The organism is Sphingobium xenophagum (assembly GCF_002288285.1).
GTDB lineage: Bacteria > Pseudomonadota > Alphaproteobacteria > Sphingomonadales > Sphingomonadaceae > Sphingobium > Sphingobium xenophagum.
In genome coordinates, this window is the sequence record NZ_CP022746.1 from 130,177 (window position 1) to 151,072 (window position 20,896).

The window sequence follows — 20,896 nt, forward strand, 5'->3', positions numbered from 1 at the left end:
CACCGTAAAAAGGATCAGGCCGGCACCAGTGTGTCGGCCATGGCTTTGCCCGCGATGAAGCCGGTCACCATGGCCGGGCCGACATTGCAGCCATGGGCCGGCGACTTGCCGCGCCAAATGGAATTGGCGTCGAGTCCTGCGGCGAACAATCCCTCCACCGGCGCGCCATCGGTTCCGATCACGCGGCACTGCGCGTCGATCTTGAGGCCCACGGTCGTCGATCCGTCGCCCGGATAGATTTTGATGGCATAGAAGGGCGCGGTTTCCACCCGGCCCAGGCACGGGTTGGGCTTGTGCTTGGGATCGCCGATCTCGATGTCGATCTGCGTGTCGCCCTTGCCGAAATCCGGATCCTTGCCGGTCTCGGCATAGCGGTTCATCTTCGCGACCGTCGCCATCAGGCCATCGGTGTCGACCCCGATCTTCGCGGCCAGTTCACGCAGACTGGGCGCCTCTATGACATAGCCCGCCGCGATCAGCTTCTTCAGACCGCCACCGCCGGGATAGACCATGCCCATGCCATATTTCTTTATGAAGGCAGCGTCGCCGATGATGTGGGCGGGCACGGTGCCGCTCTTGTGCATGGCCTCCACGAAATGGACCGAAGCCTCATTCCCGAACCGCTCGCCCTTGGCATCGACCGCGATGCAGCCGGGCTTCGACATATCAATCAGATGGGCGTAGCGCGCGACATAGCCGTCCGACCGCGTCATCTTGGACACGACGGCCCAGACCGCGTTGACCAGATTGTCGCCGTCCAGCGATGCCCCGGCTTCCAGCCCCATGTTCATCCCGTCGCCAGTGTTTTCATAGGGCAGGATCGAGACATGCTCCTCGGCATAGGGGATGTAGGCCTTGCGAAGCTGCTCGCTGGCGGAAAAGCCGCCCGACGCCAGAAGCACGCCGACCCGCGCCGCGATATCCTCGCCCTTAACGCGCACGCCGGTCACGCGGCCGGCCTTCACCAGCAACCGATCGACGGCCGCATCCTTGCGCAGCGTGACACCGGCATCCAGCGCCGACCGCATCAGGCGCGCCGCCAGCGCATTACCCATGGTCAGGCGCGTGCCGCGCGGATAGCGACGAACCTTGTCCAGGCCGAACTTCGCGGCCAGCTTGCCAAAGTGGAACAGCGACTTGGGCGAGGGCATTTCGGCCAGATAGGGGAGATCGAACAGATCGATCATGAAGCCGCCGGGCGCGTTGAACTCCTCTCGCGCTGGACGAAGATCGGCGAAGTGATCGCCCAACTTCTTGCCGTCATATTCCTGCGGCGACAACAGGCGGCCATGATCAGCCGCGCCGGGGACTTCCGGATACCAGTCGCTGCTCGGCGGCGAGAGCAGGAAACGCACCTGGCTATTCTGTTCCAGCCATTCCACCATTTCCGGACCGGCATCGAGATAGGCGTCGATCAGCGCGGGATCTGCCGTCGGTCCGATGACGTCCAGCACATATTGGCGCGCCACGGCGCGGCTGTCCTCGACACCGGCCGCTCTGGCCTGCGGACTGTCGGGAATCCAGATACCGCCGCCCGAAACCGATGTCGTGCCGCCGAAATGCGCGGCCTTTTCCAGCACGAGGACCGACAGCCCGGCAGACGCGGCCCTGATCGCGGCCGTCATGCCGGCCGCGCCCGATCCTACCACAACAACATCATATTGGGCCATCAAGTCCTCCCGATCCTTCTTTCGATATCTCTGAGGAAAGGCACGGCCTTCCGCGCCTTTCCCCCGGCAGGTTTCAGATTTTGGGCATGATTTCCTCGGCGACCCACTGGAGCCGATCGAGATATTCGGTCAGCCCGGATATCCCCGGCGGCAGAGGAACGATGGTTTCATTGACCCCCAATTCCTTCAACCAGCCCACCTGATCGATAACCTTTTGCGCATCCCGCGTTCCGGGCGCGCGCGGGTCGTCCATGATTTCGTGATGGGCGCCGACGTTGAGCATTTCCAGTGCAAAGAACAGATCGATCGGCCGCCCGTCATATTCCGGCTGTGAACGTATGAAATCGAGGCATTCGGGGAATTTTTCCGGCGGCGTGCGGAAGGGCGACCAGCCGTCGCCGAATTTCGCCACCCGCCTGAGCACCGGTTCGGCGTCGCCCCCGAGCCAGATCGGCAGCCGCGGCTGCTGCACAGGCTTGGGTGCGAAACCGACATTGTTGAAACGAACGAATTCGCCTTCAAATTCGGGCTTGTCCGACGTCCACAATTCGATGATCGCGGCGATATATTCATCGGCCATGCGTCCGCGCTGGTGGAAATCGACATTCAGCATGTCGAACTCTTCCTTCAGCCAGCCGACCCCGAACAGGGCCGTGGCTCGCCCGCCGCTCAGCCAATCGAGGGTCGACCAGGCCTTGGCCTGGACGATCGGACTCTGCAGCGGCAGGATCGACACCGAGGAGCTTAATTTCATCGTCTTGGTGCGGCCCGCCAGGAACGAGAGGGCGACCGTGCCATGGACATAATGGTCGCCTGACAGGCCAATATGCTCTTGCGGAATGATGAAATGTTCGCCCAACATGCACTTGTTGAAGCCCAGTCGATCGGCCGTCGCCATCGCCTGTCCGATGTCGTCCCCGGTCAGGCTATATTCCCAAGCTTGCGTCATTGCCGCAACATGCATGCTGTTGGGCACGCCCACGTTCAGTTTCATCGACCGATCCTCCCTGATTTCCAGATAGGCGGGCAGAATGGCCGGGATCGGTTCGACAACACCTTCCCTTGGGAAGGATAGCACCAGTCAAGATTTCAGTCTTGCTGGGCCGATATCATGCAGTTCAGCCAAATCTGCGGGCGTGTCGATGTCGAAGCCGAGAGCGGCCCGATCCACAATCGCCGCTCTCGGGCGCTGCTGCCTGTGGAGCATAAGGCTATCCCGTCCGAAAGCGAAGCGGAACGGATTGGCGTCCCGGAGCGCCACAGCATTTGTGCCGCGGCCGTGCCGATCCGGCGCAAAGGCGCAGCCGCGATCGTCAGCGGCAGCCAGCAGGGTGTGGACGTCCTGCACCGTCAGATGCGGCAAATCGGCATGGATCACGAGCAAGGGACGATTGCCCAATTGCGCCCGCGCGCGCGCCAACTCTGGATTTAGGCCGCCACCATTGTCGGGCAACCAACGCGATGGCCATTCGGATACTTCTGTCGGCGCAAGAAGATATAGGGAACCGATCGCATTCACATTGGACAGGCAGGTCATAACCCGCGCGGCCATCGCCGACGCCAGCGCCATGCGTTCGGCCGGTTCCAGCGCTTCCCGAAGTCGCGACTTACTGTCGACGCCCTGTTTCAAGGGGACAAGGGCGGCCCAGTCCGTCACGAACGAAAGCTGATCGCAAGATCCAGCGCCGCCTGCGCCACGCGAATCTTGTCATCCAGAGTCGTCATCAGGGTCGCACAACGCCCAACGACGACGTCCGGCGCATCGCAACGGTCTCCGTTATCGATCAAGATGGCGTCGATCAGCCCGGCATAATGCCAGGCGATGCTGTCATTATCGACCGCCATGCCCAATTCCTGCATCAGCTTGGCGGTCGGACCCTTGACCGCCGTGCCGCCGACGAGCGGAGACACGGCGATGACGGGCGCCTTGATCTGTTCGATCGCCGAGCCTATGCCGGGCACGGCCAGCAACGGATCGACACTGAGAAATGGATTGGATGGGGCGATCAACACCGCGTCGGCCGACTGGATCGCCTCGACGACGCCGGGGGCCGGGACGGCATGCGTCGCACCTTCGAACATGATGCGTCGCACGGCCGGCGCGCATCGCTGTTCGACGAAATAGCGTTGAAATTCCAGCCGCCCCTGGTCCGTATCCAATATCGTGGCTACCGCCTGGTCGCTCATGGGCAGTATCCGGGTGGCGATGCCCCACTGGTCGGCAAATCGCGCCGTGATCTGCGACAGGCTTCGCCCCTGCGCCAAGGCATGGGTCCGCGCCACATGAAGCGCCAAGTCGCCGTCGCCCAGCTGAAACCAGTCCTCCCCGCCCAATTCGCGAAGGGCCGCCATGAAGCTCCAGCTTTCGCCTTCCCGACCCCATCCCTGCGCGCCGTTCGCCGTGCCGGACAGCGTATAGAGCAGTGTGTCGATGTCGGGCGATATATGCAGCCCCAGATGCCGGAAGTCATCCCCGGTATTGACGATCGCCGTCAACCCGTCGCCCGCCATGATGCGCGACAGACCCAGGACCAGCTTCGCGCCGCCCACGCCGCCGGTCAGAACAACGACGCGCTTCATGCGAACAGATCTTCATGAACGGGACGCACCAAATCGGCGGCTGGGCGAGCCGGGCCGGTCAGCGGGCAACCCCGCACCAGAGCCGCTGGTATGCCTTCCGCGCCTTCCCCGGTGGCGAGGCAGGCGGCCGTCGCGACGATATCGGCCAAGGCGACCTGGGTGACTTCCAGCGTCCGACCGTCGCGATCCAGTTCGCCCCGGCGATCCTGCAACGCCGGCAATCCGGCAGCGCCGATGGCGACCGCCACCACGCCCATCCGCCAGGGTCGGCCAAAACTGTCCGAGATGACGACGGGCAGTCCCAGTCGGGCGTGCAGTTGCGATGCCGTTGCATCGGGATCGACCGGCAGGAGCAGGGCGCGATCGCCCTCCCCCGCCCCGATGTTGGAACGATCGATTCCGGCATTGGCCATCACATGGCCCAGCCGGTGCCGCGCGATCAGGACGTGGGGCACGGCGCGCAGGATGGCGCTGGATTCATCCAGCACCAGTTGCACCAGCCGCGCGTCCTTGCGCGTGACATCGGCCAGCCGCCGCGCCTCTTCCCCCGGCTCCACATCAGCCAGCGACACGAAACGCCCCTCGGCCTTGGACACGATCTTTTGCGTCACAACCAGAAGGTCGCCGGCGCGGAGTTCAATGCCGCACCGATCAAGCGCCACATGCAGAATGTCCGCCAGATCATCGCCCGGTCTGACCTCCCCAATTCCGGTCAACGGTACGATTTCGATCATCGACTACACCTCAAGCCTCGGGCGGGATCAAATCTCCTGTGATACGAATGCCCGCGCCGTCAACCTTATAGGTCTTGTTCATGAAAATGAGAATCGACGTGAGCGCTTCGGCGGCCGCCGAGTTGACCAGCGCGCCGCCGTGAAGCCCCCGCAATCCCATGGCATCAGCCAGCGCCACGATGCGACCACGCGCATCCTTGTCGTCGCCGAAGACCAGCACGTCGCAGCCGACATCGATGTCCTTGGCCAGTTTATGCGCGGCGACATTGTGGAACGCGGACACGAGCGTCACGCCTTCTCCCAGAACCGCCTGCGCCTTTTGGGCTGCCGAGCCTTCATCGGGCAACTGGACCCGCATCACCTTGGGCGGGACGAGGGGAACGGTCGTATCCACGACCAACTTGCCAACGACATGCGGCGCGATGTCGCGAAGCGTCGCCTCCTGCGCGGCAAAGGACACCGTTACGATGATGATGTCCGCATTCGCGACGACATCCACATTGGCGCCGGCACGCATTCCATGGCCCAATTCCGCGGCGGCCTTTTCCGCACTTTCGGCGTTGCGCGATCCGATCGTCACGGGATAGCCGGCACGCGCCAGCCGCCAGGCGATCGCAGCGCCCAGATTACCGGTGCCGCCGACGACGGCAATGGCGGGAAGAGTCATAGATTGTCCTTCAATTGAGCGGGCGATGGATGTTGCAGATCGTTCACGATGGTTCAACCAAGACGACGCGACGCGGGCGCGCCGGCTCGTAAAGCGTGGTGCGTTGGCGCACAGGTCGACCGACGGATGCCGCCAGGGCATGCATCTCCCTGGGGCCAAATTCCTGCCCGTTGACGCCGCCGGCAGCCCTGGTGATCGATTCATCCATCAGCGTACCGCCCATGTCATTGGCGCCTGCCTTCAGAATTGCCGCGGCTCCCTCCGGCCCCATCTTCACCCAGGACACCTGGATATTGGGGATCACCGGATGCAACGCGATGCGCGCCACGGCGTGCATCAACACCGCTTCTCGATAGCTGGGGCCTGATCGCGCCAGCCCTTTGCGCCATATCGGTGATTCCATATGGACGAAGGGCAGCGGGACGAATTCGGTGAAGCCGCCCGTCTCCTCCTGCAATCCGCGAATGCGCAGCAGATGGCGCGCCCAATGCTTATATTCCTCGACATGGCCGAACATGATCGTGGCCGTGCTGCGCAGGCCCACCCCGTGGGCCACGCGCATCACCTCGATCCATTCGTCCGCGGTCACCTTGTCCGGGCAGATGATATCGCGAACCTCAGGGTCCAGTATCTCCGCCGCCGTCCCGGGCAGCGTGGACAGCCCCGCTTCCTTCAGCCGCGCCAGATAATCCTCCAGCGGCAGGCCGAGCGTGCGGGCGCCATGCGTCACTTCGAGCGGCGAAAAGGCATGGATATGGATATCCGGCGCGGCCTCGCGCACCGTCTTGAGGACATTGAGATAGGTATGCCCGTCATAATCGGGATGGATCCCGCCCTGCAGGCAGACTTCGGTCGCACCGCGATCCCAGGCTTCGGCCGCGCGGCGTCCGACCTCTTCCATGTCGAGCCTGTAGGCCGGGCCGCGCATGGCCTTAGTGCTCCCCTTGGAAAAGGCGCAGAAGCCGCATTTATAGAGGCAGATGTTGGTATAGTTGATGTTGCGGTTGACCGCATAGGTCAGCGTGTCGCCCACGGCCTGTCGTCGCAACCGGTCGGCCCGGTCGACGATGGCGGCGAAATCATCCTGGTCGGCATCGAACAGGGTTACGATGTCCGCTTCGCTCAGCCGTTCACCCTCCTCCGCAGCGTCAAGGATGGACAGGATCGATCGGGAGGCGAGAACCGGCTCCAACACCATGGTGTCGGGTGCTGGATCGCCATGTCCCGCGGACCATTCATCCACCTTGGGCAAGCCCCGGCCGTCGATGGCGCGCAGGATCTGGGCGGCGATGGCTGGCGCAGCCCAATCCCGCGCAGCAAGCGCATGACGCGGGCCGATCGCGAGCCGCTGCATCAATATGCGGCCTGCGGCTTTGGTGGCGTCCTCCAATATCTCCAGATGCGGCCAGGGCGCCTCCGGATTCACATGATCGGGCGTCACGGGCGACACCCCGCCCCAGTCATTGACGCCGGCCCGGATCAGCGGCGCCAGATCGACCCGGTCGTGGAGATTGGGTGGCGCCTGGATCGTCATCTGCGGCCCCAAGATGATCCGGGCGGCGGCGATGGCCCAGAGATGATCGTCGAGCGACGGTTCGGCATGATCCGCCATGCGCGTCCCCGGCTTTGCCCGGAAATTCTGGATGATGACTTCCTGAATATGCCCGTAGCGGCGATGCAGATCGCGAATGGCGACCAGCGCCTCCACCTGTTCGTCGCGGGTTTCGCCGATGCCGATCAGCAGGCCCGTCGTGAACGGCACGCGCGCCCGTCCGGCCTCCTCAATGGCGGCCAGGCGCAGGGCGGGCGTCTTGTCGGGCGATCCGAAATGCGGGCCGCCGCGCGCGCACAGGCGATCAGAGCTGCTTTCCAGCATGATGCCCATGGAGGCGGCATGAGGCCGCAACCGCGCATAATCCTCGCCGTTCATCAGACCGGGATTGAGATGCGGCAGCAAGCCCGTCTCGCGGAACACCAGTTCTGCCATTTCGGCCAGATAGGACAGGGTCGAGTCATGCCCAAGCCCGCTGAGAGCCTCTCGCGCGGCGGCATAGCGGGCCTCAGGCCGATCGCCGAGCGTGAAGAGGGCTTCCCGGCAACCGGCCGCCGCGCCGGCGCGGGCGATGGCCAGAACCTCTTCCCTGCCAAGATAGGCTTCGCCTGCGCGGGCCGGGGTGGTGGCGAAAGTGCAATAGTGGCACACGTCGCGGCACAATTTGGTCAGGGGAATGAAGACCTTGCGCGAATAGGTCACGCGACGGCCATGTGCCGCCACCGTCATCGCCTCCGCCGCCTCCATCATGTCGCCGAGCGACCGGGATCGCAGCACCGTCGCGATGCCCGCTGCTTCGTCTTCGCTGAGATGCAGTAGATCCAGTGTCACATCATACTCCGCGCTTGGGCAAGCCCGCGAATGGTTTCTAGCGGCGCGGCGTGCCCAGGCAAGGCCGCGATGAAGGTGGAGACTCCCATCGCCTCCAGGCGCCGCAGCATGTCCACGGCCGCATCGACCGGTCCCGCCAGCGTATCGAAGTCCGCCAGAAACTCGGTCAAGCCCAATTCCTCCATCAGGGCCACATTCCTGCCGCCCACGACCACATGCTCGGTCGGATCATAGCGCGCGTGCAAGGCGTCGATCTTGCCGCGAAACTGCGTCGGGACAAGCGCCAAGGTTTCGGGCGTGCGGAAGGCCATGCCATTGACGACGATGAACGCCTTGAGATCGTCAACGGCCTCGGCCCGGGTGGGACGGATCGAGGCGTAGGAAACGACCCAGATATCAATCGACAGGGGATCGCGGCCCGCCGCCTGCGCCGCGGCCCGGACGGCGTCGATCCGGTCCTTCAGTGCATCGAGATGGCGTTCGCCCGCGAACAATATGACGCCGTCGGCCTGCTCACCCGCCAGCGCCAGCGCCTTGGGACCGAAAGCGGAATAATAGATCGGAATCGGGCGCGCGAAACGGAGCGGTGTGATCTGCGCGCCGTTCATCTGCGTTGGCCGTCCGGCGAACAGGTCCCGCAGAACCGCCAGCTCGGCGCGGATTTCCCGCTGCGTGGCGGGCGGGCGGCCGATCGCCATGACCGTGCTCCCGCCCGTCGCCAGGCCCAGCGCCACGCGCCCGCCGGAGAGATCGTCGATGGTGCTGAGGGCGGAGGCCGTCACCAGCGGATGTCGCATGAAAGGCGAGGTGACCAGTGGCGTCAAAGTCGCTTTCGGCGCGTCAAGCGCGGCGAGGGTCAGCGACACGTAAAGTTCGTGCCAACCCGCCGGCGAATCGCCCACGCTGATAAGCTCAAAGCCAAGATCGGCGGCAAGACGGACCTCTTCGCGAAATCCGTCCAGCCGATCCCCCCACATGCTGCATATGCCGAGCTTCATGGTCATCCTCTCCAGAACTACCTACGCCCTGCCGTCCCGCTGCAAACCTGTCCTTGTAGAGGGGGGGAGGCGGGCAGGTCGCTCACCCCTCCCCTCTCACGGGTGCGTCAGAACGTATATTTGGCCGTGACGCCCCACGTCCGCGGATCGCCGGCATAGACCGAACTGGTGGGGAAGGACGGCAGAAGAACGCTGGAAGCCGAGAAATATTTCTCGTTGAAGAGGTTCTTCACATAAATGCCCAGATCAAGGCCCGTGCCGCCTATCCCGCGCCAATCCAGACGCGCGTTGGCCAGTTGGTAACCCGGCAGCTTTTCGCCATTCTGGCCGCCAAAATCGTCGGTCATGAACAGGTCGGCGTTGACCACCACATCGCCGTCAGCCGGGCGGACCGGCAGGGTCCAGCTCACGCTGGCCGTGCCGGAGAAACTGGGCGAATATTTGTTGATCTGGCCCTCGCCCAGCACGATGGTCGATGGCAGTCCCGCAGGAATGGTCAGGCTTTCCACCTTCACATTGGTATAGGCGGCATTGAAACCGACGGTGAGGCTGCGCACGGGGCTGATGGACGCCTCCAGTTCGACGCCCCAGATCCGCAGATCGGCGACGTTGGCGGCCAGGGAGCCGTTGGTCGGCGAATCCGGCGTGCCGTTCGGGACGGTCGTCTGCGTGTTCAGGAACTGAAGCGCATTCTTATATTTGCTGTAATAGGCGGCCAGATTGAGACGCCCGCGCGCGGACCCGACATGATAGTCATATTTGGAGCCGATCTCGACGTCCGTGATTGTTTCCTCCCCCGTCTTCTGGAAGGGACGAAGGTCTGCGCAGACGCCCCCGGTCGCCACGCAGGCCGGGTTCGTGCCGCCTGTGGTAAAGGGCGTTTCGAAGAGCGGCGTGTTCACATTGACGCCCCGATAGCCCCGTCGCGACACGATATAGAGCAGCCAGTCCGGGGTCGCCTTATAATCAAGGCCGATGGTCCAGCTCGGCTCCTCGCCCTTGTTGGATACGGTGCCGACGCCGTCGGCCAGACCCAGGGCTGCCGTGCTGAGGCAGGTGGATTCGTCGACATAGGCCGTGCCGATGGTGCCGCCGCAAGCCGACACTTTGTCCCAGCTGTAGCGCGCGCCGAGATTGAGCTTCAGCTTGTCGGTGAATTCATAACCGATCTGACCGTAGACCGCCCAGTTCTTGTTGCGGACATGGGCTGACACCGCAGGCGCCGGAACTCCGCCCAACGAAAATGCCGTGAACTGCGATCCACTGGGGCCGTGAGGCTTATCATTATTATAAAAGGCGCCGACGATGAAGTTGAACGACCCAAAATCGCCCAGCAACTGGGTTTCATTTGTCAGATATTGCCGATCCAGCACGGAAGACGCCGTGAAAAGGGTAAACGGCACGGCCGAGGGCGCGGGAGACGGCAGACCCGTGGGGATTTGCAGTTGCGGCAGCCCGCCGGTGTTGATCAACTGATAGCTGTAATTCTTTCGATAGCCAAAAATGTTGCGTAGCGTCAGATCGCCGAAGCTGAAGGACGTGTCATTGGTGATCGACGTGGTCTTGCGATAGGCCGCGCCGCCGTTGATGCCGCCGTCGAACGACCCGCGACGATTGGCTTTCTGTGCCTGCAAAGCGGCCTGCACCTGTGGCTCGACAACCCCCAGGCCCAGCGCGGCAAAGGGGAAATTCTCGCGCAGCAGATAGAGGCCGCCGGCGAGTTCGTCGCCTTTGAAATATTCATAGATGGTGGTGCTCTTGAGGCCCTCGAACGGCTCGACCAGCAGCGAGAGACGGTAGGCGTCCTGATGGATATTATCGAATCCCGGGCCGCCGTCAAAGGCGATCGTCCGGGGATCCTGACGGCGGATCTGGCCTGCAGCGCGGAAAGCGACCTTATCCTCGATAATCGGAATATTCACCGCGCCTTCCAGTTCGCGATAATCGAAGCGTCCATAGGTGCCCTCGACATAGCCTTCGAAGGCGTAGCTCGGCTTCTGGCTGCCGATCACGACCGCGCCGCCCAAAGTGTTGCGGCCGAACAGCGTCCCCTGCGGCCCCTTTAGCACCTGAATGCTGCCAATGTCATAAGTCGGGACGTTCGATCCGACCGAGGGCAAAGGGGTGTCGTTGAGATAGATGACAACGCCGGGAGTCACCTCGCCCAGGGGCAACTGGCCAATGCCGCGCAGGGTCAGCGCGACATTGTCCTTGCCCCCTTCGGAGGAGAAGGTGAAGCCGGGGGCGATCGTTTTAACATCGCTTACCGTCTGGACGGTGCTGCGTTCCAACGCCTCTGATGAAAAGGCGGAAATGGAAACCGAAACGTCCTGCAGTCGTTCTTCCCGGCGGCGAGCCGTGACAACTATGTCACCGGCATTCGCACTATCCGCCTGCGGCGCGGCCGAAGCGACGAACTGCGCCCATGAGGGAAATGCCACCGCTGCGGCGCTCGCAACCAATGCCAGTTTCAGTGCGGCCAATCGCATAAATATCCTCCCAGTTAATCAGTTTTTCCGTGTGACCTGCGTGCGACGCAGGCCTGATCGCCTGTGGCAAAATCGACTTTAGTCGCGATTTACCACCTATCGCTGGACAGGATTCATATCGACCAGAAATAATTGATCTCGATGTGGCATTTGCGCCGCAGCGGCGCGACAGGCTGCCGCGCTGCGGTCTTGCCGTTCGATACAGCCAGCGTCCTGACGAACGCCCCGTCCTGATCCAAGCAAGTTTTCTACGAAGGTGAATGCCGCTGTCCTGGCGCGATCCGCGCCTTAAGACCAAGCCGCGATCAGGTCCGCCGCCGACGCGACGGACGGCTCGCCAATGGCGCCCGCATCGAGGGACAAGCGGGGCGCCGGCGATGGCTGGACCACTCCATGACGCTGTACGAAAGTCGCCCGCGCTTCATTATGCGCGTGCCGGGGCGCTTCCTCCATCGACAGAACCGGCGTCACGCAAGCATCGCTCGCAGCAAACAGAGCGGCCCACTCATCCCGGCTCTTGGTCAGAAATGCCGCGGCCAATTCAACCTGCATCGCAGGCCAGCCTTCACGATCATTCTGGTCATAACATCTGTCGGAGAGACCTAATCCGTCCACCATCTGGGCAAAGAATTTCGGTTCCAGACATCCCACCGCGACATGCCGACCGTCGGCGCATTCGTAACAGCGGTAGAAGGGCGCCGCACCGTCCAGCAGATTGGAGCCGGGCGCATCTTCCCACAAACCCTTGGGCTGCCATGCGTAGAATAGGCTCATCAACGACGCGACGCCGTCCGTGATACAGGCGTCGACGACCTGCCCCCGGCCCGTCCGTTGCGCCGCCAGCAGTGCGCTCAACAGACCAAAGATCAAGAACATGGCGCCGCCGCCATAATCGCCTACCAGATTGAGCGGCACTGGCGGCGTACCCTGTCGCTCTCCCATCGCGTGGAGCGCGCCGGTGATTGACAGATAATTGATGTCATGGCCCGCTCGCAGGGCAAGCGGCCCGGACTGGCCCCAGCCTGTCATTCGGCCGAACACGAACCGCGGATTGCGCGCGAGGCAGACATCGGGACCGACGCCGAGGCGTTCCATGACGCCGGGCCTGTATCCCTCAATCAGTCCGTCCGCCCGCTCGATCAACGCGAGCAACTGTTCGCGATCGGCGTCCTGCTTGAGATCGAGATGGGTCACGACCCGGCTGCGGTGCAGGATGTCGCCGCCGACGTCATCCCAGTCCCCCGCCGCGGCCGATGGCGGCCGGGCGATGCGGACGATCTCGGCGCCCATATCGGCGAGCAGCATCGCCGCGAGCGGTACGGGACCGATCGCGTCGATCTCCAGCAGGCGAATACCGGCCAGCGGCCCGCTTTTTTCCGTCATCAGATATTCGTCCGGTCTGCGCCCTTGAGGTCCAGCATGGCGCGCGCCTCATCGGGCGTGGCGATTTCAAGACCCATGCCTTCGACGATCTGCCGCGCAGTCTTCACCTGCTCTGCATTGGTCTCGGCGAGCCGGCCCGGGCCGCCCCACAGCGAATCCTCCAGACCGATACGGACATTGCCACCCATGGATGCCGCCATGGCGACGATGCTCATCTGACGCGCACCGGCCCCCAGCACGGACCATTCATATTGGTCGCCGAACAGCCGGTCGGCGGTCCGCTTCATATGCATGATATCGTCGGGGTGGCTGCCGATGCCGCCCAATATGCCGAAGCAGGTCTGGATGAACAGCGGCGCCTTGACGAGGCCGCGATCGAGAAAATATTTCAGGTTATAGAGATGGCTGGTGTCATAGCATTCGAATTCGAAGCGCGTGCCCAGCGGCGACAAGGTCGTCAGTAGATGTTCGATGTCGGCATAGGTGTTCTTGAACACCAGGTCGCGCGATGCTTCGAGCGCGGCGGGTTCCCAGTCATGCTTGAACGACTTGTAGCGATCCAGCATCGGGAACAGACCAAAGCCCATGGTCCCCATATTGAGGCTGGCCACTTCCGGGGCGAAAGTCTGGGCGGGACGGATCCGTTCCTGCACCGTCATGGAGGGGTGCCCGCCCGTGGTCAGGTTCAAGACGGCGTCGCTGCGCTGCTTGATGACCTTGAGGAAGGGTTCGAACAGCTCGGGATTCTGGTCCGGCCGCCCATCGACGGGATTGCGCGCATGCAGGTGGATGATGGCCGCGCCCGCCTCCGCCGCGCCGACCGCCGATCCCGCGATCTCCTCCGCCGTCACGGGCAGATAGGGCGACATGGAGGGCGTGTGGATTGCGCCAGTAATCGCGCAGCTGATGATGACCTTGCGTTTTGCCATGATATTTCCTTTCGCGCAGATTGCGCCGGTCGCAGGTTGCGCGAACCGCGCAATCTATCCTTCGATAGGAAGCGGCGGGCGCTTCAGGGCAGGATGCCGAGCTGCCGCGCCCGCAGAACCGCCTGTGGCCGACGGCGCACGCCCAGCTTGTCGTAGATTTGCTGCATATACCATTTGACGGTGCCTTCGGTCAGGCCGAGACGGTCGCCGATTTCCCTGTTGCGCAGTCCTCCGCTCACCATCGTTAAAATGTCCACTTCCCGGTTGGCGAGGCGCCCGGTCAGGCCGAAATCATCCTCCTCTTCTTCATCCGCTTCGATCTGCGGTCCCCGCCTCAACATCGACACAAGGCGGACGGCGAAGCGATCAGCCGGCGTTTCCAGTTCCGGCCCCTGCGAATAGGCTTCGATGATGAGAGACGCGATCACTTCTCCTTCATCGACGAAGACCCGCACCCAGCCGGCCGGTTCGGCCATCTCTACGGCAGCGCGAACGGCCCTGCGCGCCTCGGAGCGGTTGCCCTGAAGCACCGCGATTTCCGCCAGCAGCAATTCGAAGATTACGGCGGATCGGACCGCTCCCGCGCGCTTGACGAATTCCAGCCACCGATAGGCGACCTTGCGCGCTCGGCCCAGCCGATGACGCTGCATCTCGATCCTGAGCCAGGCGATCGCGATATTTTCATTGCGCCGCGTCGGGTGCAGGGTGGGAATGGGTTCGCCGTCCAGTTGCGGATCGCCCGCCAGGAAATGCTGCTCCGCCTCGTCGATCTGCCCCGCCTTGATCAAAAGCCGCACCTCTTCGGCCACGACGAAGGAGCGCAGACGATCAAGCCCGCATTCGATCGCCACGAGATGGGCATCGTTAAGCGTCGAAAGTGCGCTGGACAGATCGCCCCTTGCCGCCCGCAGGCGCGCGCTGACCAGATAGCCCGACGCCATCTGATCGGAAAATCCCCATTGCCGCACCACTGGCAGATATTGGTCCGCCAGCTCCGCCGCCTGCTCCAGGTCGCCTGCATCATAGAGCAGTTCGGCCAACGGCAACGCAGGAAGCGCGGCCAGACCGGAACCTGCGCCATGGATTTCGACAGCTAACGCAAAGGCCTCTTCCAGAAAGCGTTGCGCCAAGGGAATCTTGCCCTGCGCCATCATGGTCGGCGCGACCGAGGCCTTCAGGGCGATGGATGCGAAGGCCGAGCCGGGACGCGACAGAGCGCGGCTGGTTTCCGCCTCCAGCTTGAGCATGTCCTGAAAATGATAGAGTTCGCGCCGCGCCGACATGAGCTGCGCCAGCAAGGTGCAGCTGAGATAGGCATGGCTATCGGCCAGTTCGGCGAGCAGCGGCTCCGAATCAGCCTCGACCCTGACCATGTCGTCTCGCGCCGCCGCAAGCATGACGAAACGATGGCGGATCAACAGGTCCAGTTGCTCGATTTCGTGCGCGGGCAGGGACTGCGCCTCGCGCTTCGCTTCACAGGCCAGCCGCGCAGCGGAAATCAGCCTGTCGGCCGATGAAAAGGCCAGTTGGCGGATGCGTCTCCAGGCCAGAGCCAGGAGCAGGTTAGGCCGTTCGGCGAGGATCGGCCAGGGCAGTTCCGCGCCCAGTTCGTCGATGCGGTAGAGATAGCCCGAATAGGTCAGCCCCTCGGCCAAGCGATCCAACTGGTCGGCCAGAAACGCCTTGTCCCCGCTCAGCCGCGCATGTTCGATCGCCAGGGCAAGCTGGCCGGCTTCGGCAAAATATTCGCTCGCCCGTCGATGCATGACGGCAGCGCGGTCCGGCGCCCGATCGATCAGCCGGCCCAGCACCATTTCGCGGAACAGCCGGTGATAGGCATAGCGGCTATGTTCCTGATCAATCGCGTTCAGAAACAGGCCTTCACGAAAGACATGGTCCAGCATCGCGCGCGCATTTTCGTCGCCGGTGACCGCGGCGCAAGCGGAGGGCGTCAATTCATCAAGGATCGAGGTGTCGACGAGGAAGCGGCGGACGTCGTCGGGCTGCAAACTTAACACTTCATCATGGAAATATTCGGCAAATTCGGGACGCAGACCAGTCAGCCGGAGCTTGACCGCGCTGTCGCTGGTGCGGCGATAGAGATCGCAGGCAATAACGATGCCGGAAACCCAGCCCTGGGTATCGCCCACAATGTCCTGAAGGTCGCGCGAATCCACCGGCGACCCGATTGACCGCGTGACCAGTTCCGTCGCTTCCGCCAAGGTGAAGGACAGATCGGCGACGCCCACTTCGACCAGGAATCCGAGCGCACGCATTCGCGCCAACGACAGGCCGACAGTACCGCGCGCGGCGATGATGATGGTCAATGCGTCGCGCGCGCTCGACGATAGTTGCGCCAAAAATTCCAGAATGGGCTTGGCCAGAAACTGCGCGTCATCCACGATGATGACCGGCTTTGCACTGCCCATCGTCGCGAGGGCGGATAGCCAGCTTTCGTCGGAGGCGTCACTGTCCAGTGCGTCCCACGGCATGCCGGCCGCAATACCTGCGGCCTTGAGCGCCTGGAGAAAGGACCGCTTATTTTTTATGCCTGCCCTGGCCGCGAGCCACAAAACGGGGCGCCCCTGCGCTCTGAGTTCATCCGCCCAGAACAGCATTGCGGTCGTTTTTCCGCTCCCAGCTGGTGCAGACACTGCGGTCATGCGCGACTGCCCCACTCTCTCCGTCAGCGCTACCAATGCGGCCCGCCGGATCGGCATATGAGTCGAACGCGGTGGCAAGATAGCTGTGGGCACGACGGTCATGCTCTTCTCTCCTAACGCCCTTGGCGCGATTCGTTTGTTATGCGAAATATATTCTGCGCGATAAATCTATAACGCAATCCCTTTTTCCTATCGGCAGATAGGTTCCCAATGACATGGAAAAATGTCCAGCTTTCCGCCCAGGAAGCTGAGGTCGTTATGCAGCCGGTGTTGCCATACAGACCGCGGCGCCGAGCAGGATATTAGGAAAGGTTGACCATGAAGGCCCTTTATCTCGAACGGATCGACGGCCCTGAATCCGTCGTGGTGGCGGAAGTCGTCACGCCAGTGCCCGGTCCGGGAGAGGTGCGTGTCGCGGTGCGGGCCGCATCCGTAAACCATCGTGAACTGTTCATCACCCACGGGCAATATCCCGGGATGACGGTTCCGATCACGCTGGGCTGTGATGGTGCGGGCGTGGTCGACATGATCGGCGAAGGCGTCACCGGCGTCCGCGAGGGCGATGAGGTTGTGCTCTATCCTGCACGCAACTGGGGGCCGAACCGCCACGCGCCGGCCGCCGATTTCGGCCTGCTCGGTATGCCCTTCGCTGGGACGATCGCCGAATATATCTGCGTTCCGGTCGACAATCTGGCGCCCAAGCCGGCCTTCATGAGTTTCGAGGAAGCCGGGGCCATGCCGCTGACGGCGCTGACCTCGTGGCGCGCGCTGATGTTCAAGGGACGGCTGGAAGCGGGAGAGACGCTGCTCATCAGCGGCGTAGGCGGCGGCGTGGCCACATTCGGCCTGGCCTTCGCCGTGGCCAAGGGCGCCAATGTCTATGTCACCGGCGAAAACCAGGACGTGATCGATCGTGCCGTGGCCATGGGGGCGAAGGGCGGCCTGCTGTACACCGATCCCGACTGGCGCAAGCAGGTCGGCAAACTCACCGGCGGCATCGACGTGGTGCTGGACGGCGCGCCATCGCCGAGCTTCGCCAATTATGTCCGCGCGATCAATCCGGGCGCGCGGATCGTCATCTACGGGTCCACCGCCGGCAATGAGATCAAGTTCAACGCCACCGACATCTTCCTCAAGAGCGCCAGCATCGTCGGCAGCCAGGTCGGCGATCCTCAGGACTTCAAGGAAATGCTCGCTTTTGCCGAGCAACATGCCATCAAGCCGGTGATCGAGGCGACCTATCCGCTTGCCCAGGCCAAAGAGGCGCTTCTGCATCTGCGCGACCAGCACAAGTTCGGCAAAGTCGTGGTGACGATGTGAGCGATCTGTTCAGCCTGACTGGCAAAAAGGCGCTGGTTACCGGCGGCGCGCAAGGTCTGGGCCGCATGATCGCCGAAGGTCTGCTGCGGGCTGGCGCGACAGTGGCGATCACATCCCGCAAGGTCGACATCTGCCAAGAGGCGGCACGGGAAATGGCGGCGCTGGGATCGTGCATCCCCCTCCCCGCCGACCTGTCAACGCCCGAGGCGGCGGTCGACCTCGTCGCCCGTTATCGCGAAGCGGTCGGCGAATGCCATATATTGGTCAACAATGCGGGCAAGACCTGGGGCGGGCCGATCGACAGCTTCCCCGACAAGGCTTGGCCGGGCGTGATGGCCGTCAACGTCCAGACGCCGTTCACCATGGTCCGGGAACTCCTGCCCGAACTCGGCGCGTCCGGAAAGGCTGGCGATCCGGCGCGGGTGATCAACATCGGTTCGGTCGCGGGGATGAAGACAGAGCGGCTCAGCGCGTACAGCTATGCTGCGAGCAAGGCTGCGGTCCATATGATGACGCGCGATCTGGCCGGCGATTTGGCGGCGCGCAACATCACCGTCAATGCGGTCATTCCCGGCTTCTTCCCAACCAAAATGACGGCGCATATGCGGGATGAGGATCAGGTCGATCCTGCCCTGCTGGCGCATATTCCGCTCCAACGCCTGGGTTCACCGGACGATATCGCCGGCATCGTCATTTTCCTGTGCTCGCGCGCGGGCGCATATGTCACCGGCGCCCAGATTCCGGTCGACGGCGGGGTCGTTGGCTGCGGCTGAAATAAGCCCCCCACGCTCACGTCAGGTAAAGAAAGCTATTCGCCATGATGATCGACCTCGCCATGCTGGCGGACCGCCTCGCGATCGAGGAATGCCTCTATCTTTACGCCCATCTGGTAGATTCGATGCAGTTTCACCGTATTGCTGAGGAAGTATTCACGGAGGATGGATCGATCGACTTTGGCAGCGCGCGTTCCGTGGGACGGGAAGCCATCCATGCCCAGTGCATGGGTTATCAGGGCGCTCTAATGGGCTGTTCGCACAACATCACCAATGTGGTGATAGAGGTGAATGGCGACGAAGCGCGCGCAGCCAGCCGAGTCATGGCCTGGCAGTGGTTCGATATCCCCGGTGCCGATCCGCTGCGCCCGACGGACCTTCTGGCCGTGGGCGGCTATGAGGACAGGCTGCGGCGCACGGCCCAGGGATGGCGGATATATGAGCGGCGGGGGATCAATTTCGGCACTGGCATCGGCGCCGGATCCGTACCCGATCCCATGCGTGCCATCTTTCAGGCGATGCAGGGCCGCACGCCTGGCTGGCCCGCCTGACCGAGGGCGGGCGCCAAGGCCCGCCCATCATATCGTCAGAGTTTCCAGCCCCCGCCCGCGACGATCACCTCGCCGGTGATATAATCGGCTTCGGGCAGGCAGAGCAGGTAGACGGCGCCGGCGGCTTCTTCCGGCGTGCCGGCACGGCCCAGCGGAATGCCCTTTTCCATGGCTTCCAATATTTCGTCGCTGACGCCGGCCTTGATGTCCCGACCCTTGACGCTGATGGTCGTGCTGCCCGCCTCGCCCGCGGTCATGCGCGTCATGATGGCGCCGAAAGCCACCGCGTTGACGGTGACATTATGTCGCCCCCATTCCTTCATCACCGTCTTGGTGAGACCGACGATCCCCGCCTTGCCCGCCGCATAGCCCGACTGACCGGCATTGCCGCCAAGACCCGCCACGGACGATATATTGATGACCGTGCGGCGTGTGGGACGACCATGTTCGGCAGCCTCCTTCTTCGCCGTGGCGGCGATTACCGGTTGCGCGGCGCGCAATATACGGAAAGGGGCATTGAGATGAACGTCGAGCATGGCCATCCACTGCTCGTCGCTCGTCTTTTGAAGAACCGAGTCCCAGGCATAGCCCGCATTGTTCACGATGATGTCGATCGTGCCGAAATGCGCGACCGCCGCTCCTACAAATTTGTCGCCGAAATCGGCATCCGTCACGTCGCCCACGCACACCACGGCGCGGACGCCAAGGCTTTCGATTTCACTCGCCGTCGCCTTTGCCACATCCTCGTCCAGGTCGTTCACCACGACATGGGCGCCGGCGCTTGCCAGTTTCAGCGCGATAGCCTTCCCAATGCCCCGTCCTGAGCCGGACACCAGTGCGACCTTGCCATCCAATATATTCACTTCAATACGTCCCGTTCTTCCTTGAAACCACCGATGCGGGCCTCGCCGCCATCGATGACGATGCTATTCCTGTCAGGCACGCTAGCCCGAAACGATACGGCGTCGCCCCGGCGCCAGATTTCCGTCCGAACCGTTTCACCCGGCCAGACCGGCGCGGTGAAACGCACCCGCATGTCGGTCAACAAACCCGGATCGCCGCCGCAGCACAGATGGATCAACGCGCGCCCAACCAGACCCATGGTGGCAAGGCCATGCAGTATCGGCCGATCGAAACCCGCCGCCTGCGCCGTGCCTTGATCGATATGCAGGGGGTTGCGGTCGCCGGTCAGGCGATAGAGCATCGCCTGATTGGAAGCCGTCGGAAGGTCAAGACAGGCGTCCGCGGGCGCATCCGGCATGACGACCGGCGCCGGTCCGTCCAGATCACGCGGCCCGCCAAAACCACCCGCTCCTCGCAAGACCCACACTTCCTCCATCTCGGCGATCAGCCGGTGCGTCGGCGTGGTGATCACGCGTTTTGCCCGCACAAGGGCGGGCTTGCCTACCCCCTTATCGGCGAGACCGACAATCTCGATCCGGCCGTTCACCAGTTGACCCAGTTCGAGCGGCCGGAACAGTTTCAGCGTCTGTTCGCCATGCAGGATGCGCGGCCAGTCCCAGCCCAGTTCCGGCGCCATCGGCCAGAAGCCAGGTGTTCCCAGAACCAGCGCCATGGTCGGCAACACGGCCTGATCGCGTTCGAAGACCAGATGCCGTTCATCGATCGCGCCCAGCCCAGCGCCGACACCCAGCGCGTAGAGAATAGCGGATCGCGGATCGCAAACATCCTGTGCTTCCGGCACCCGGAAGCCGCGCAATCGTTCGACATCAAGCATTCGACCCACCCCCGGTTT

Annotated in this window: 17 protein-coding genes; 3 read left to right on the top strand and 14 right to left on the bottom strand. The window is 63.2% G+C overall.

Annotation, left to right across the window (positions count from 1 at the left end; all coding sequences use genetic code 11):
• Nucleotides 1–14: 14 nt before the first annotated feature.
• The 12 genes from CJD35_RS15465 to CJD35_RS15520 all read right to left on the bottom strand — a co-directional run bounded on the left by CJD35_RS15465 (nucleotide 15) and on the right by CJD35_RS15520 (nucleotide 16,598).
• Nucleotides 15–1,670 carry an FAD-dependent oxidoreductase gene (locus CJD35_RS15465; protein WP_017180943.1) on the bottom strand — a complete coding sequence of 552 codons (1,656 nt, stop codon included), beginning with the start codon at nucleotides 1,668–1,670 and terminating at the stop codon, nucleotides 15–17.
• Between the two features lie 73 nt (nucleotides 1,671–1,743).
• Complete coding sequence (locus CJD35_RS15470; protein WP_017180942.1) at nucleotides 1,744–2,748, bottom strand: TIGR03619 family F420-dependent LLM class oxidoreductase; 1,005 nt, start codon at nucleotides 2,746–2,748, stop codon at nucleotides 1,744–1,746.
• Between the two features lie 3 nt (nucleotides 2,749–2,751).
• A complete protein-coding gene (gene cofC / locus CJD35_RS15475) occupies nucleotides 2,752–3,327 on the bottom strand; it encodes a 2-phospho-L-lactate guanylyltransferase (RefSeq protein ID WP_017180941.1) in 576 nt (191 codons plus the stop codon).
• Nucleotides 3,324–4,250, bottom strand: coding sequence for a 2-phospho-L-lactate transferase (gene cofD, locus CJD35_RS15480; protein ID WP_017180940.1), 927 nt, complete (start codon nucleotides 4,248–4,250; stop codon nucleotides 3,324–3,326). The genes cofC and cofD overlap by 4 nt, the downstream gene beginning before the upstream one ends.
• The gene (gene cofE / locus CJD35_RS15485) at nucleotides 4,247–4,984 is read right to left on the bottom strand and encodes a coenzyme F420-0:L-glutamate ligase (protein WP_017180939.1); all 738 of its coding nucleotides are present in this window, start codon (nucleotides 4,982–4,984) and stop codon (nucleotides 4,247–4,249) included. Before cofE ends, cofD begins: the two co-directional genes overlap by 4 nt.
• Nucleotides 4,985–4,994: 10 nt before the next feature.
• Nucleotides 4,995–5,651 carry an NADPH-dependent F420 reductase gene (gene npdG, locus CJD35_RS15490; RefSeq protein WP_095687227.1) on the bottom strand — a complete coding sequence of 219 codons (657 nt, stop codon included), beginning with the start codon at nucleotides 5,649–5,651 and terminating at the stop codon, nucleotides 4,995–4,997.
• 43 nt (nucleotides 5,652–5,694) lie between these two features.
• Nucleotides 5,695–8,034, bottom strand: a complete 2,340-nt coding sequence (gene cofH / locus CJD35_RS15495) for a 5-amino-6-(D-ribitylamino)uracil--L-tyrosine 4-hydroxyphenyl transferase CofH (RefSeq protein WP_017180937.1) — start codon at nucleotides 8,032–8,034, stop codon at nucleotides 5,695–5,697.
• Nucleotides 8,031–9,038, bottom strand: a complete 1,008-nt coding sequence (locus CJD35_RS15500) for an LLM class flavin-dependent oxidoreductase (RefSeq protein WP_019052430.1) — start codon at nucleotides 9,036–9,038, stop codon at nucleotides 8,031–8,033. Before CJD35_RS15500 ends, cofH begins: the two co-directional genes overlap by 4 nt.
• 101 nt (nucleotides 9,039–9,139) lie before the next feature.
• Complete coding sequence (locus CJD35_RS15505) at nucleotides 9,140–11,521, bottom strand: TonB-dependent receptor (RefSeq protein WP_026002034.1); 2,382 nt, start codon at nucleotides 11,519–11,521, stop codon at nucleotides 9,140–9,142.
• Between the two features lie 288 nt (nucleotides 11,522–11,809).
• A complete protein-coding gene (locus CJD35_RS15510; protein WP_017180933.1) occupies nucleotides 11,810–12,904 on the bottom strand; it encodes a CaiB/BaiF CoA transferase family protein in 1,095 nt (364 codons plus the stop codon).
• Nucleotides 12,904–13,833 (bottom strand): 3,5-dioxohexanoate:acetyl-CoA acetone transferase, encoded by a 930-nt coding sequence (gene kce, locus CJD35_RS15515; protein ID WP_017180932.1) that lies wholly within the window; start codon nucleotides 13,831–13,833, stop codon nucleotides 12,904–12,906. The genes CJD35_RS15510 and kce overlap by 1 nt, the downstream gene beginning before the upstream one ends.
• Nucleotides 13,834–13,916: 83 nt before the next feature.
• Nucleotides 13,917–16,598 (bottom strand): winged helix-turn-helix domain-containing protein, encoded by a 2,682-nt coding sequence (locus CJD35_RS15520; protein ID WP_026002033.1) that lies wholly within the window; start codon nucleotides 16,596–16,598, stop codon nucleotides 13,917–13,919.
• Between the two features lie 216 nt (nucleotides 16,599–16,814).
• Here CJD35_RS15520 and CJD35_RS15525 point away from each other — a divergent pair, with 216 nt between their 5' ends.
• The 3 genes from CJD35_RS15525 to CJD35_RS15535 are packed head-to-tail and all read left to right on the top strand — an operon-like array spanning nucleotide 16,815 to nucleotide 19,140.
• Complete coding sequence (locus CJD35_RS15525) at nucleotides 16,815–17,816, top strand: quinone oxidoreductase family protein (RefSeq protein ID WP_017180930.1); 1,002 nt, start codon at nucleotides 16,815–16,817, stop codon at nucleotides 17,814–17,816.
• Nucleotides 17,813–18,589: an SDR family oxidoreductase gene (locus tag CJD35_RS15530; protein ID WP_017180929.1), complete on the top strand. Its 777-nt coding sequence runs from the start codon at nucleotides 17,813–17,815 to the stop codon at nucleotides 18,587–18,589. Before CJD35_RS15525 ends, CJD35_RS15530 begins: the two co-directional genes overlap by 4 nt.
• Before the next feature lie 44 nt (nucleotides 18,590–18,633).
• On the top strand, nucleotides 18,634–19,140 hold the full coding sequence (locus CJD35_RS15535) for a nuclear transport factor 2 family protein (protein ID WP_017180928.1): 507 nt from the start codon (nucleotides 18,634–18,636) through the stop codon (nucleotides 19,138–19,140).
• 35 nt (nucleotides 19,141–19,175) lie between these two features.
• Here CJD35_RS15535 and CJD35_RS15540 read toward each other — a convergent pair whose 3' ends face one another.
• Together CJD35_RS15540 and CJD35_RS15545 are read right to left on the bottom strand one after the other, a co-directional pair.
• Nucleotides 19,176–20,003: an SDR family NAD(P)-dependent oxidoreductase gene (locus tag CJD35_RS15540; RefSeq protein ID WP_017180927.1), complete on the bottom strand. Its 828-nt coding sequence runs from the start codon at nucleotides 20,001–20,003 to the stop codon at nucleotides 19,176–19,178.
• Nucleotides 20,000–20,878, bottom strand: coding sequence for a MaoC/PaaZ C-terminal domain-containing protein (locus CJD35_RS15545; protein ID WP_095687228.1), 879 nt, complete (start codon nucleotides 20,876–20,878; stop codon nucleotides 20,000–20,002). The genes CJD35_RS15540 and CJD35_RS15545 overlap by 4 nt, the downstream gene beginning before the upstream one ends.
• Nucleotides 20,879–20,896 lie beyond the last annotated feature (18 nt).

Bases quoted from the DNA above. Each gene is read 5' to 3' on its own strand.
- CJD35_RS15465 (WP_017180943.1), bottom strand. From the start codon at position 1,670: ATGGCCCAATATGATGTTGTTGTGGTAGGATCGGGCGCGGCCGGCATG.
- cofD (WP_017180940.1), bottom strand. From the start codon at position 4,250: ATGAAGCGCGTCGTTGTTCTGACCGGCGGCGTGGGCGGCGCGAAGCTG.
- cofE (WP_017180939.1), bottom strand. From the start codon at position 4,984: ATGATCGAAATCGTACCGTTGACCGGAATTGGGGAGGTCAGACCGGGC.
- npdG (WP_095687227.1), bottom strand. From the start codon at position 5,651: ATGACTCTTCCCGCCATTGCCGTCGTCGGCGGCACCGGTAATCTGGGC.
- CJD35_RS15500 (WP_019052430.1), bottom strand. From the start codon at position 9,038: ATGACCATGAAGCTCGGCATATGCAGCATGTGGGGGGATCGGCTGGAC.
- CJD35_RS15505 (WP_026002034.1), bottom strand. From the start codon at position 11,521: ATGCGATTGGCCGCACTGAAACTGGCATTGGTTGCGAGCGCCGCAGCG.
- CJD35_RS15510 (WP_017180933.1), bottom strand. From the start codon at position 12,904: ATGACGGAAAAAAGCGGGCCGCTGGCCGGTATTCGCCTGCTGGAGATC.
- kce (WP_017180932.1), bottom strand. From the start codon at position 13,833: ATGGCAAAACGCAAGGTCATCATCAGCTGCGCGATTACTGGCGCAATC.
- CJD35_RS15520 (WP_026002033.1), bottom strand. From the start codon at position 16,598: ATGACCGTCGTGCCCACAGCTATCTTGCCACCGCGTTCGACTCATATG.
- CJD35_RS15525 (WP_017180930.1), top strand. From the start codon at position 16,815: ATGAAGGCCCTTTATCTCGAACGGATCGACGGCCCTGAATCCGTCGTG.
- CJD35_RS15535 (WP_017180928.1), top strand. From the start codon at position 18,634: ATGATGATCGACCTCGCCATGCTGGCGGACCGCCTCGCGATCGAGGAA.
- CJD35_RS15545 (WP_095687228.1), bottom strand. From the start codon at position 20,878: ATGCTTGATGTCGAACGATTGCGCGGCTTCCGGGTGCCGGAAGCACAG.